Annotated in this window: 12 protein-coding genes; 9 read left to right on the plus strand and 3 right to left on the minus strand. The window is 64.8% G+C overall.

Annotated elements, in window-relative coordinates; genetic code table 11:
* Positions 1 to 280: 280 nt before the first annotated feature.
* The gene (locus J1C49_RS00750; RefSeq protein WP_227443842.1) at positions 281 to 1,879 is read left to right on the plus strand and encodes a phosphoenolpyruvate carboxykinase; all 1,599 of its coding nucleotides are present in this window, start codon (positions 281 to 283) and stop codon (positions 1,877 to 1,879) included.
* A gap of 71 nt (positions 1,880 to 1,950) precedes the next feature.
* A complete protein-coding gene (locus J1C49_RS00755; protein WP_227443843.1) occupies positions 1,951 to 2,511 on the plus strand; it encodes a DUF3859 domain-containing protein in 561 nt (186 codons plus the stop codon).
* A gap of 542 nt (positions 2,512 to 3,053) precedes the next feature.
* Here the strand turns inward: J1C49_RS00755 and J1C49_RS00760 are convergent.
* Positions 3,054 to 3,884, minus strand: coding sequence for a 3-keto-5-aminohexanoate cleavage protein (locus tag J1C49_RS00760; RefSeq protein ID WP_227443844.1), 831 nt, complete (start codon positions 3,882 to 3,884; stop codon positions 3,054 to 3,056).
* 342 nt (positions 3,885 to 4,226) lie between these two features.
* Here J1C49_RS00760 and J1C49_RS00765 point away from each other — a divergent pair, with 342 nt between their 5' ends.
* The 7 genes from J1C49_RS00765 to J1C49_RS00795 all read left to right on the plus strand — a co-directional run bounded on the left by J1C49_RS00765 (position 4,227) and on the right by J1C49_RS00795 (position 11,153).
* Entirely contained in the window at positions 4,227 to 4,727 is a 501-nt protein-coding gene (locus tag J1C49_RS00765; RefSeq protein ID WP_227443845.1) for a YbjN domain-containing protein, read from the plus strand.
* A gap of 680 nt (positions 4,728 to 5,407) precedes the next feature.
* On the plus strand, positions 5,408 to 6,223 hold the full coding sequence (gene proC / locus J1C49_RS00770) for a pyrroline-5-carboxylate reductase (protein WP_227443846.1): 816 nt from the start codon (positions 5,408 to 5,410) through the stop codon (positions 6,221 to 6,223).
* Complete coding sequence (locus J1C49_RS00775; RefSeq protein WP_227443847.1) at positions 6,216 to 6,566, plus strand: tRNA-binding protein; 351 nt, start codon at positions 6,216 to 6,218, stop codon at positions 6,564 to 6,566. Before proC ends, J1C49_RS00775 begins: the two co-directional genes overlap by 8 nt.
* Positions 6,567 to 6,638: 72 nt before the next feature.
* A complete protein-coding gene (locus J1C49_RS00780; protein WP_227443848.1) occupies positions 6,639 to 7,595 on the plus strand; it encodes a D-glycerate dehydrogenase in 957 nt (318 codons plus the stop codon).
* 373 nt (positions 7,596 to 7,968) lie between these two features.
* Positions 7,969 to 9,087: a beta-ketoacyl-ACP synthase III gene (locus tag J1C49_RS00785; protein ID WP_227443849.1), complete on the plus strand. Its 1,119-nt coding sequence runs from the start codon at positions 7,969 to 7,971 to the stop codon at positions 9,085 to 9,087.
* Positions 9,088 to 9,173: 86 nt separating this feature from the next.
* Positions 9,174 to 9,596, plus strand: coding sequence for a VOC family protein (locus J1C49_RS00790; RefSeq protein ID WP_227443850.1), 423 nt, complete (start codon positions 9,174 to 9,176; stop codon positions 9,594 to 9,596).
* A gap of 657 nt (positions 9,597 to 10,253) precedes the next feature.
* A complete protein-coding gene (locus J1C49_RS00795; RefSeq protein WP_227443851.1) occupies positions 10,254 to 11,153 on the plus strand; it encodes a DMT family transporter in 900 nt (299 codons plus the stop codon).
* A 6-nt stretch (positions 11,154 to 11,159) separates the two neighbouring features.
* Here J1C49_RS00795 and J1C49_RS21640 read toward each other — a convergent pair whose 3' ends face one another.
* Both J1C49_RS21640 and J1C49_RS00800 read right to left on the minus strand, forming a co-directional pair.
* Positions 11,160 to 11,285 carry a hypothetical protein gene (locus J1C49_RS21640; RefSeq protein ID WP_255670541.1) on the minus strand — a complete coding sequence of 42 codons (126 nt, stop codon included), beginning with the start codon at positions 11,283 to 11,285 and terminating at the stop codon, positions 11,160 to 11,162.
* A 198-nt stretch (positions 11,286 to 11,483) separates the two neighbouring features.
* Entirely contained in the window at positions 11,484 to 13,145 is a 1,662-nt protein-coding gene (locus J1C49_RS00800; RefSeq protein WP_227443852.1) for an NAD+ synthase, read from the minus strand.
* Positions 13,146 to 13,164: the final 19 nt, after the last annotated feature.

Raw genomic sequence — 13,164 nt, forward strand, 5'->3', positions numbered from 1 at the left:
ATGCGAGAAATCGCCGATTGCAACAATCTCAAACTGCGAATCAGGCCTTCAATCGAGGGTTATTGGAGCGCGATTTGGCAAAGGAATGACTAAAAAGACGCAGTCGTGACCCGTTTGCATCGCTCATGCTATCGCTAAACATCAGATGGTTGCGCCGCCGGTTGCGCTAACTGTGCGTTTCCGTCCTGTTCCCCGGCGGAAGCCTCATGTTAAATACCCGTTCGTGGGCGCCCATCCGGGCGCAACTTTCTTGCATCGAAACGCGACGGGAGCAGAGCGTATGGCAATCGGACGGGTCAACCCGCAATTCAGACTTGAGGATCAAGGGATCGAAGGTCTGGGCGATGTCTATTACAACCTCATGGAGCCCGCGCTGATCGAAGCCGCGCTCAAACGCGGTGAGGGTGCCCTCGGCAAGGGCGGCGCCTTCCTGGTGGAAACCGGCAAATTCACCGGCCGCTCCCCCAAGGACAAGCACATCGTCAAGACCGAGAGCGTGGCCAACACCATCTGGTGGGAAAACAATGCCGCCATGTCGGAAGAGGGTTTTGACGCGCTCTACAACGACATGATCGAGCATATGAAGGGCCGCGAGTATTTCGTGCAGGACCTGACCGGCGGCGCCGATCCGGCAAATGCCATCGACGTGCGGTTCGTTTCGGAGCTGGCTTGGCACAACCTCTTCATCCGCCACATGATGCGCCGCCCTGACCGCGAAGACCTCGACACCTACACGGCCGATTTCACGGTCATCAATTGCCCGTCCTTTCAGGCAGATCCGGAAAAGCACAACTGCCGCTCGGAAACCGTGATCGCCATGAATTTCGACCGCAAGCTGATCCTGATCGGTGGCACGGAATACGCGGGCGAGAACAAGAAATCCGTCTTCACCCTGCTCAATTACATGCTGCCAGAGAAGGGCATCATGCCGATGCACTGCTCGGCCAACCATGCCACGGGCAACCCGGTCGACACCGCGGTGTTCTTTGGCCTTTCCGGCACCGGCAAGACCACGCTGTCCGCCGACCCTGACCGCACGCTGATCGGCGATGACGAACATGGCTGGTCCGACCGCGGCACGTTCAACTTCGAAGGCGGCTGCTACGCCAAGACCATCAGTCTTTCCGCAGAAGCCGAGCCCGAGATCTATGCCACGACCGAGAAGTTCGGCACCGTGATCGAGAACATGGTCTACGACAAGGAGACCTATGAGCTCGATTTCGAGGATGACAGCCTGACCGCGAACATGCGCTGCGCCTACCCGCTGCACTATATTTCGAACGCGTCCAAGACGGCGCTTGGCGGTCATCCCAAGAACATCATCATGCTGACCTGCGATGCCTTCGGTGTCCTGCCCCCGATTTCACGGCTGACACCGGCGCAGGCCATGTATCATTTCCTCTCCGGTTTCACCTCGAAGGTTGCCGGAACGGAGCGCGGTGTGACTGAGCCGGAGCCGACATTCTCGACCTGCTTCGGCGCACCGTTCATGCCACGCCGGCCCGAGGTCTATGGCAACCTGCTGCGCGACAAGATCGCCAAGCATGGTGCCACCTGCTGGCTTGTGAACACCGGCTGGACCGGTGGGGCCTATGGCACGGGTCAGCGTATGCCGATCAAGGCGACCCGCAACCTGCTCACCGCCGCGCTCAATGGCTCGCTCGCCGAAGCCGAGTTCCGCAAGGATCCGAACTTTGGCTTTGAAGTTCCTGTGTCGGTTGCCGGTGTCCCGGATCTCCTGCTGGACCCGCGCAAGACCTGGGAAGACAAGGCGGCCTATGACGCGCAAGCCGAAAAGCTGGTTCAGATGTTTGCCGACAATTTTGCGCAATATGTGCCGCATATCGACGACGACGTGAAAGCCTGCGCCATCGGCTGATCCGCGCCAAATCGAGAAGATCGGGCCCCTTCGCCTTGTGTGGCGCTGGGGCCTTTTTTATATCCCGTGCCATGTGGACCCGTTTTCTCTCTGCAGCGCTGATCGTGATGCCGGCACTGGTAGCCGCACAGGTGGAATTGCCGGCGCCGCGACCGGAGGCGCCGGCCGAGGCAGCAGAGATGCTGATCGAACATGGCGTCATCTGCAGCCTGATCCCGGAGGGTCGCGAAGCCGCGCCTGACACGGAAAGCGGGTTGATCAACCTCGTGCCGCAAGATCGCACCTTCGATGTCTTGACGGATGTGGTCCCGGCGGAGATGGGTCTCAGTTTTGGCGTGCGTATCGTTCTGCCGGAAGATGCGGCGCCGATCGACGCGCGTGTCGTGGTCCGTCATCCGGTGTTCCACCCCTCCGGCGTGACGGTGCAACGCTGGGATGCATGGCTCGACCCGGATACGCCCGCGCTCAACCTGTTCAGTTTCGAGCTGCCGCATGAGCTTGTCACGGGAGAGTGGGTTTTCCAGTTCCGCGCGGGTGGCACGATCTTTGCCGAGCGCCGCTTCCGCGTGGTCCCGCCGGACGCTGCACCGGGCGTGCTCTCCGTCTGCGACCCTGCCGCGCCCATCGCCTGAGCCACGCCCCCGCGGCGCTTCAGACGCGGGTCTGCGCCGCCAGACACAGGCCATACCGCCCGCTCATCGTCCCCGCGGCGCGTCAAACGCCGGTCTGCGCCGTCAGACACACGCCATACCGCCCGCTCAATGCCCCCGCGGCGCGTCAGACGCCGGTCCACACCGTCAAACACAGGCCATACCGCCCGCTCAATGTCCCCGCGGCGCGTCAGACGCCGGCTTGCGCCGTCAGACACAGGCCATACCGTCCGCTCAATGCCCCCGCGGCGCGTCAGACGCCGGTCTACACCGTCAAACACAGGCCATACCGCCCGCTCAATGTCCCCGCGGCGCGTCAGACGCCGGTCTGCGCCGTCAAACACAGGCCATACCGCCCGCTCAATGTCCCCTCGGCGCGTCAGACGCCGGTCTGCGCCGCCGCTTCTGGTCATTCCGAACGGATCAGATCCGCAGACCGCGGACCGCGCGCGTCCCGCGCCAAGCGAGGGCGATACACGCGCCTTCCGGTTCTGGATCGGAGCCGCAAAGCGCCTCCGCGCCTGTCAGGCCGCCCGCAAACCGAGAATCTCCCGCGCTTGCGCGGCGCTGGCCACCGGGCGTTCATATTGCTCACACAGCGCGACGGTCCGCGCTACAAGCGCGGCATTGGACGGGGCCAGTTCCGCCTTGTTGAGACGGATGTTGTCCTCCAGCCCGGTGCGCGTATGGCCGCCTGCGGCAATGGCCCATTCATTGACCTCCAGCTGGTGCCGCCCGATCCCCGCAGCGCACCAATCCGCATCCGGCATCAACCGTTTTGTCGTCTCCACGTAGAAGTCGAACACGGTCTTGTCGCAGGGCATGGCGTTTTTGACCCCCATGACAAACTGCACGTAGATCCGCCCCGGAATCCGCCCGTCGCGATTCATCTCGGCGGCCTTGAAAATGTGAGAGAGGTCGAACGCCTCGATCTCCGGCTTGATGTCATGGGTCCGCATTTCGGACGCAAGCCAATCGACCAGATCAGGCGGGTTTTCATACACGCGGGTCGGGAAATTGTTGGAGCCGACCGACAGGGACGCCATCTCGGGCCGCAGCGGCAGCATGCCGCCGCGCGCCTGTCCCGCGCCCGACCGACCGCCTGTCGACAGCTGAATGATCATGCCCGGGCAATGCTTGCGCAGCCCCTCCACCAATTGGCCGAACCGCTCCGGATCGGACGTGGTGCTGCCATCGTCATTGCGCACATGGGCATGGCAGATCGACGCGCCGGCCTCGAAGGCCGCCTGCGTGCTTTCCACCTGCTCGGCCACGGTGATCGGCACCGCCGGGTTGTCGGCCTTGGTCGGCACCGACCCGGTGATCGCCACGCAGATAATACAGGGCTTGCCCATCGCTCTTTCCTCCCCGAGACACACACCCTCACCGCCCCTGACGGGCCGTTTCGGACGTTTCAGACCAGCGATACCGCCCCCGGGCGCGGCAAGCAACGCCCCGCGTGAGAAAGCCGCCAGCCCGATGTGGCCGCAAATGGACGATCCGACTCCACATTCTGGGCGTCCAGCGCATTCATCCACAACTTAATGGGTCATGCACGAAAATATCGCTTTACAGAGAGTCGCCGCTACAGGCACCATATGTGGTAAGGGCTCGCGGAACGCCCGCATGTCCTTGAGCAAAAGCCAAGCTCTGGGGGGTAGACAGCCCTGATGAGCCTATAAAAACGAGGTGGCGGCATGGCCCTGTCCGAGCAATTTCACACCGAAGATCTGCATCCCATCGACATTGTCGAACACATCGCCGAGCATAATGACTGGGAGTTCGACCGCGTCGCCGATGACCAGATCGCCATGGCCGTCGAGGGGCAGTGGCGCACCTATTCGATCACGCTTGCCTGGTCCGGTTATGACGAGACCCTGCGCATGATCTGTACATTCGAGATGGAACCGCCGGACGATCGCATGGCGACCCTCAATGAAGGGTTGAACCTCGTCAATGACCAGTGCTGGACCGGCGCGTTCAGCTACTGGGAAGCGCAGAAGCTCATGGTTTACAAATACGGGCTGTTGCTGTCGGGCGGCAATATCGCCACCGCTGACCAGATCGACGTGATGATCGAGAACGCGGTCCTGACCGCAGAGCGCTACTACCCGGCGTTTCAGCTCATGTCCTGGACCGATCGCTCCGCCCGAGAAGCGCTGAAAGTGGCCATTGCCGAGGCTTATGGCCGGGCCTGACGCGGGTCTCTTTGCGCGCCATCCGCGACGGACTGGTCTGGCGGGACCTGTCTTAATCACGCTTTGTCAAAAGAGCCATTGTTAAGGGATGGGGGCGCTGCCCCCAAACCCCCGGGATATTTTCAGCCCAAAGAAACGGGTCACCGCTCTTCTTTGGGCATTGGGTGGCCTATTGGCGCCCCCGGCAAGTGGCTTTGTCGTCAGACCGGGCTGCGGACATCCGAGGATCGCGCAGTGCCTTGGCCCCTGGGCGGACAAACCGGTTTGAGAGCCCGGGGAGTTTGGACGGCTAGGACTGATCTTCGGGGCGCATCGGAAGAGGGGGAAGCGTTTTCGCGGATTGCGCTCGGGTGTGCCGCGCAATTGGGGCCGAAAACCGGTCCCCACTTTTCGGATTGCGCTCGGGCGTGCCGCGCAATTGGGGCCGAAAACCGGTTCCCACTTTTCGGATTGCGCTCGGGCGTGCCGCGCAATTGGGGCCGAAAACCGGTTCCCACTTTTCGGATTGCGCTCGGGCGTGCCGCGCAATTGCAGCCGAAAACCGGTTCCCACTTTTCGGATTGCGCTCGGGCGTGCCGCGCAATTGCAGCCGAAAACCGGTTCCCACTTTTCGGATTGCGCTCTAACGTCGCCGCGACAGGGCCAAACGCCCGCCCGAAACAATCCAAAAGGAGCGTGTCATGAAAATCTCCGAACTTGCTCATCGCGGTCTGGTTCTGCTCGGATGCGGCAAGATGGGGTCTGCGATGCTCGAAGGCTGGCTCTCGGACGGGCTGCCGGCCTCTTCGGTCTGGGTGATCGATCCCAACCCCTCGGACTGGGTCAAGAACCAGCACACACATCTCAACGCCGACATGCCGCTGGACCCGGCGGTTGTCCTGATTGCCGTGAAACCGCAGATGATGACCGAAGCGTTGCCCAGCTTGCGCGGCTTTGGCAATGGCCAAACGCTCTTTGTGTCCGTTGCAGCCGGAACAACGCTTGACACCCTGTCCCGCACGCTGGGCGCAGAGGCGCCGATCATCCGTGCCATGCCCAACACGCCCGCCGCCATCGGCCAGGGGATCACGGCAATGATCGGCAACGCGCATGCAACCGCCCATCATCTCGACATGACGGAAACGCTGCTTTCCGCCATCGGCGCCGTTGTTCGGCTCGACACGGAGGCGCAGATCGACGCGGTAACGGGTGTTTCCGGGTCGGGCCCGGCCTATGTGTTCCACATGATCGAATGCCTTGCGGCGGCCGGCGAAGCGCAAGGACTCAGCCCGGCCCTTGCCATGGAATTGGCCAAGGCCACGGTCGCGGGCGCGGGCGCGCTCGCCATGAAGTCCACCGAAACACCGGAGCAGTTGCGCATCAATGTGACCTCTCCAAACGGCACAACGCAGGCCGGGTTGTCCGTGTTGATGAACACGGAGTCGGGTCTGCCGCCGCTGATGCGCGATACCGTCGCCGCCGCCGCGGATCGCTCACGGGATCTGGCCAATGGCTGAGCGTTCCGACGAGATCACCTTTGCGGATTTCCTCGCCGTCGACATCCGCGTGGGAACCATCACCCGCGCGGAGCCCTTTCCGGAGGCGCGCAAGCCCGCCATCAAGCTCTGGATCGATTTCGGGCCCAAGATCGGCATCCGCAAAAGCTCCGCCCAGATCACCGATCACTACGCGCCCGAAACGCTTGCCGGCAAACGCGTGCTCGGCGTCGTCAACTTCCCTCCACGGCAGATTGGCCCGGTGCGGTCCGAAGTGCTCGTCCTGGGCATCCATGACGCGGACGATGCGGTTGTTCTGGTCACGCCGGACGGTCCGGTGCCGGATGGCGGCCGTCTCTGCTGACAACAGGATCACCGCAGCCGGTCATCGACGCTTCAAGACACATATCCCGTTCACGCTTAAAGGGGTCGCCCCATGAAATTGCTGATTGCCCGCCCTTTGCCCCACGCCGTTGTTTCCGCCGCCGAAGCCTTTGCCGAGGTCACGACCCGCGCAGAGACGGCGCCACTTGACGATGCGGAACTGCGCGCGTCGCTTGCCGAATACGACGCGATCATCCCGACACTCGGCGACCTGTATCGCGCGGAGATCTTTTCCGCCGTGCCAGAGCCGCGCTGCAAGCTGCTTGCCAATTTCGGTGTCGGATACAACCATATCGACGTGGCAGCGGCAGCCGCGCATGGCATAGCGGTCACCAACACGCCGGGCGCTGTCACCGACGCCACCGCCGACATCGCCCTGACGCTGATCCTGATGTCCGCGCGGCGCGCCGCCGAAGGCGAGCGTCTCGTGCGCGCCGGAGCGTGGGAGGGATGGCACCCGACACAGATGCTCGGTTTGCATGTCACGGGCAAACGACTGGGTGTCGTCGGCATGGGCCGGATCGGACAGGCCATTGCGCATCGCTGCCATTTCGGTTTCGGCATGTCTGTGTCCTACGCCTCGCGGTCGGAAAAGACCCTGCCCTATCCAGCCACCCGATACGCCACTGCAGAGGCGCTCGCCGCAAACGTGGACATACTTGTCGCGGCTGTCCCCGGCGGCGCCGACACCCATCACCTGATCGACAAGCCCGTGTTCGACGCCATGCCGGCCCATGCGCATTTCATCAACATTTCCCGTGGCGATGTGGTCGACGAAAATGCTCTGATCGATGCGCTCGAAGCGCGTGCAATCGGCGGTGCGGGGCTTGATGTGTATGAGTTCGAACCCGCCGTGCCCGCCCGGCTGCGCGCGCTCGAAACGGTCACCCTCCTGCCGCATCTCGGCACCGCAGCGCTCGAGGTGCGCACGGCGATGGGGCTTTTGGCGGTGGAGAATGTGCGCGCCTTCGCGTCCGGTGATGCGCTTCCGAGTCCGGTCACGGCCTGATCTCCGATCCTTCGGGTTCCGGGCCGGCCCGCAGATGCCGCGCGCGTCGAACGCCCGGATCGCTGCCCGGCGGGGCCAGCCCCCCGTGTCCCGCCCGGCGCGCTCCGCCCTGCCCCCGGTCCAACCCGCAACGCGCCCCCCGACCGCGCTTCCCGCGCCCGGCTACGCCCCCGTCCCGGTTGGTGCGCCGTCTCCTCAGGCTGACCTCCAGACCCACCGCCGGAAACCGGCGGGATAACCGGGAACAGACGGCCCTCGACACGGCGCCGACCAAGCCACGGTCCCCCGGACGCAGGCCCAGGTTCCCTTCCGTCGCGCTTGACCTCTCTCAGAGCTTGAGGCTTGGTATTCCCATTCTGTTCGGAGTTCTGCGATGTTTCAGCCGGCCATTACCGGTCACGGTGTCTTCACCCCATCCGCCGTCATCACCAATGACGAACTGGTGGTCGCGTTCAATGCCTATGCCGACCGCTGGAATGCCGAGCATGCCGAGGCCATCGCCGACGGCGCTGTCGAACCGATGCAGCCGTCTTCCGCCGCATTCATCACCAACGCTTCGGGGATCGAACAGCGCCACGTGATGGACAAGACCGGCGTGCTCGACCCCGCGCGGATGTTCCCGAAACTGCGGGCGCGGCGCGACGAAGAGCCGGGCATCATGGCGGAAATGGCGCTTGACGCGTGCAACAGCGCGCTGCGCATGGCCGGACGCAGCGGCGCGGATGTCGACCTCGTGATCTGTGCCGCTTCCAACCATGAACGCGCCTATCCCGCGATCGCCATCGAGATCCAGGCGCTTTTGAACGCGCAGGGGCTTGCCTTCGACATGAACGTGGCCTGCTCTTCGGCCACCTTCGGGATCCAGGCCGCCGCCGACATGATCCGGTCCGGCTCCGTGCGGCGCGCCTTGGTGGTCAGCCCCGAAATCTGCTCGGGACATCTCGAATGGCGTGACCGCGACTGCCACTTCATCTTCGGCGACGTGGCGACGGCCGTGCTGATCGAACGGGACGAAGAGGCAAACGGCGCCCATTTCACGATCCACGGCACGCGCTGCGCAACAGCGTTCTCCAACAACATCCGCAACAACAATGGCTTTCTGCGCCGCACGCGCGACCAGATGGAGGACCGCCGGGACATGCAGTTCATGCAGAACGGGCGCAAGGTCTTTAAAGAAGTGCTGCCCATGGTCTCGGCCCACATCCTCGATCACATGGCCGCCGCCGGGTGGCAGGCGCAGGACCTCAAACGCCTCTGGCTGCACCAGGCCAACAAGACGATGAACGATTTCATCGGCCGCAAGGTGCTCGGCCGCGTGCCCGCCCCGTCCGAACAACCCAATATCCTGCAAGACTACGCAAACACCTCCTCGGCTGGCTCCATCATTGCCTTCTCCAAACATTCCGGCGACCTTTCGCCCGGCGACAAGGGCGTGATTTGCTCCTTCGGTGCCGGCTACTCCGTCGGATCCGTGCTGGTGGAGCGCGCCTGAGCACGGCGCGACAAGCCGCCCACCGGGCCGGACGGGACCGGACCGCCGCCAACCGCCCGGACCTGCCCGAGCAAGGAGGAGCCACAATGACCCGCAGCTTCACCGTTCAAGGCCTGGGCGAGATCGCGATCCGATGTCGCGACTTTGACGCCATGGTGCGCTTTTACCGCGACGTGATCGGGCTGGAGACGGTGGAAAACGGGCACCGGGACGGGATCCATTTCTTTCATCTCCACAACGGCGTGGCGGGGCATACCTGCGTGCTGGCGCTTTTTCGATCCAAAACACCCCCGGTCACAGGCGCGCCATCCTCCCTGCATCACCTTGCGCTCAGCCTGCCCTACGCGGAGCAGGACGCCGTCATGGACTGGTATCGGGCCAGGGGGATCCCGTTCTCGGTGCAGGAATTCGACTGGATCGGCTGGCGCGGCATTTTCACGCGCGACCCGGATGGCAACACGGTGGAGCTTGTGGCGCGGGACCCGGCCCATGCGCCACCGGCCCCATGAGCCATCCGCCCCCCCGGCCAACCGCGCCCGTGTTTCTTTGGGCCAGAAATATCCCACGGGGGTCTGGGGGTGTGAAACCCCCAGCGTGTTCCCTTCCTTGACACGGCGACCGCTTGCGCGCCGGGGTGCCGGCACCGGCTTCCCCCTCGCGCGCATAGCCGCGGACGCTTGCGAACAGTCGCCGTCCCAAACTGCGGGCAACGCGCCCCCTGCGGCCCCCACCCCCCGGTTTCGCACCGCCCCCACAGGCGCCCCGCTGCGGGACGATGGACAGCCGCTGCCTTCCCAAGGCTTCCGGCGCACCCAAGCCGCGCGCCCACACCGGTCGCACCGCGGACCGCTCCCACGGCTCCGAACGCCCGTGGCTCCGGGCGATAGACCGCCACCACCACCCAGAGGCTGCACGCACCCCGCGGCCGGGGGCCCCGAAGCTCAAACCCCACCGCGCAAAACCCCGCCCCGCGCTCCACCACCCGCGGGCCTGAAACCGCACGACCCGACACGGGTCTGACCCGCAAGGTCCCGTCGCATCCATCGCCACCGGCCGCACGGCCCCGCATCCGCCTGACACCGGACCACGTCGCCTCGCACCGCCCCACGAGACCCAATGCGCATCATCCGGATTGCGGCGCCCCGCCACGGCGGTAGGGTCGCCTCATGCACACGCCCCCGATCCGCCTCGACGCCGCAACCACCGGGTTGCTCTTCTTGCTCGCCCTCGTCTGGGGCGGCTCCTTCTTTCTGGCGGAAATCGCGCTCCGCGCCCTCCCGCCCTTCACCCTCGTCCTGTTGCGTACAAGCCTTGCCCTGCCGGTCCTGCTGGTCGCGCTGCGTCTGCACAACCTGCGGATGGCCCGCGGATGGGCGATCTGGCGCACCTATGCGGTGATGGGAGTGCTCAACAACGCCATCCCCTTTTCGCTGATCTTCTGGGGGCAGACCCAGATCAGCAGCGGGCTCGCCGCCATCCTCAACGGCACAACCGCCCTTTTCGGCGTGGTGGTGGCGGCGCTGGTCTTTGTCGATGAACGGTTCACCGCCCACAAGCTCGGCGGCGCGGTGCTCGGTCTGCTCGGCGTCGCCGTGATCATCGGGCCGGATGCCCTGCGCGGCGTAGGCAGCGCCAGCCTCGGCCAGGTCGCGATCCTCGGCGCCGCGCTCAGCTATGCGCTCGCCAGCGCCTGGGCGCGAAGGCATCTCGGCGATCAGCCGCCCCTGATGAACGCATTTGGCATGCTGAGCACCAGCACCGTGATCATGCTCCCCATCGTGCTCCTGACAGAGGGCGTGCCCCAAGGCCCCCTGCCCGGTTCCGTATGGGCGGCAGTGCTGGCCCTCGCGGTGGTATCGACCGCGCTTGCCTATCAGCTCTACTTCGCGATCCTGCCGCGCGCGGGCTCGGCCAACCTGATGCTTGTCACCCTGCTGATCCCGCCCTGCGCCATTGCCCTCGGCGCGCTGTTTCTGGGCGAACAGCTCACACCGGAAGCATGGATCGGCTTTGCCATCATCGCGGCTGGCCTGCTGATCACCGACGGCCGCGTGCTGCGCCGCTGATCTCCATCACCGCGCCGTCAATGCCAGAAGGCTCCCTCGTGTCGCCACGCTCTCAAGCCACGCCACGTCCGCAAGCGGCGCAACGTCCGTAAGCCATGCGACGTCCTCAAGCCGCGCAATGACCTCAGGCACGCCACGCCCTCAAACCTCAGAGCATCCCCAAGCGGACCCGCGCCCGCACTCGACTTCCCGCCCTCAAGCGGCGCAACCTCCGCAAGCCACGCCCTCAAGCCGCGCCAAGCTCTCGAGCGACTTCACGCCCTCAAGCCCGAGAGCATCTTCAAACCTCGGAGCATCCCCAAGTGGACCCACGTCAGCGGCGCCGAACCCTCAAGTGTCGTCGCGCCACCGGTTCACAATCGGGTAACGCCGGTCGAGCCAGAAGGCGCGCTTGGTGAGCCGCGCGCCGGGGGCCGACTGGAACCGCTTGTATTCCGACAGATACAGCAGCCGTTCCACCTGTTTCGCATCCGCGCGCTCAAACCCCGCCGCCACGCAATCCTCGATCGAGCCGTCCCGATCCACAAGGATATCGAGGATGCCGTCCAGCACCGGGTAATCGGGCAGAGAATCGCTGTCCTTCTGATCCGCGCGCAGCTCCGCCGAAGGCGGCTTGGTCACGATCCGCTCCGGAATGACCTCCCCCTCCGGCCCCTTCATCCACTCCGGCCGGTGGTTGGCATTGCGCCAGCGGCAGGTCTCGAAAACCCGCGTCTTGTACAGATCCTTGATCGGGTTGTAGCCGCCCGCCATGTCGCCATAGATCGTGGCATACCCGACGGCGACCTCGGACTTGTTGCCCGTGGTCAGCAGCATCTCCCCGAACTTGTTGCTCAGTGCCATGAGCAGCAGCCCGCGCAGCCGCGACTGGATGTTCTCCTCGGTGAGGCCCTCTTCGGTGCCGGCAAACAGCGGCTCCAGCGTGTCGGTGATCGCGGCGCGCGCATGCCCGATGGGCACCGTGTCATAGCGAACCCCCAAAGCCTTGGCGCAGGCCTCCGCATCCTCCAGCGAATGCGACGAGGTGTATTCCGACGGCAGCATCACGCAGCGCACATTCTGCGCGCCCAACGCATCCACCGCGATGGCCGCAACAAGCGCCGAATCAACCCCTCCCGACAGCCCAAGCAGCACCTTGCCAAACCCGGTCTTGCCACAATAGTCGCGCAGCGCGGTCACCATCGTGCGGTAATCCTGCTCCCACGCATCGGGATGCTCGTGAAACGCCCCGTCCTCGACACGCCAGCCCCCATCGCCGCGCCGCAGGTCCACATGGCTGATCGTGCCGTCAAAAACCGGAAGCTGCACCGCCATCCGGCCGCCCGGGTTCAAGGCAAAGGATCCGCCATCGAACACCTGGTCGTCCTGGCCACCAACCATGTTGAGATAGATCAGAGGCAAGCCGGTCTCGACCACCCGGGCAACCATGTGGTTCAGCCGGGTCTCGAACTTGCCCCGGTAATAGGGCGAGCCGTTGGGCACGAGCAGGAACTCCGCGCCGGTCTCTTCGAGGGTTTCGGCCACGTCCGGATGCCACGCATCCTCGCAGATGGGCGAGCCGATGCGGGTATCGCCAACCACGTAAGGGCCCGCGATGGGACCGCTGTCAAAGATGCGCACCTCGTCGAAAACGGTCTCGTTGGGCAGATGATGCTTGAGCACGCGGCTCGTGACCGTGCCGCCCCGGCAGATGTGATAGGCGTTGAAAAGCTCGGTGCCCTCGACCCATGGCCCGCCAATCGCCAGCGCCGGCCCGTCGGCACAATCCTGCGCCAGCGCCTCGATCATCCGGATCGCAGCCGTGTGGAACGCCGGCTTGGCCACAAGATCCTGCGCGTTGTAGCCGGTGATGAACATTTCCGGGAACGCCACGAGGTCGGCCCCGGCGGCGCGGCCTGCCTCCCAGGCCTCGCGGGCCTTGGCGGCATTGCCGGCAAGATCACCCACCACGGGGTTGAGCTGCGCCAGCGTGATGCGGAATCGATCGGACATCGGTCCTGTCTCCTTGGGG

It is taken from the genome of Cognatishimia sp. F0-27, from assembly GCF_020667845.1.
Lineage (GTDB): Bacteria > Pseudomonadota > Alphaproteobacteria > Rhodobacterales > Rhodobacteraceae > JAFMPQ01.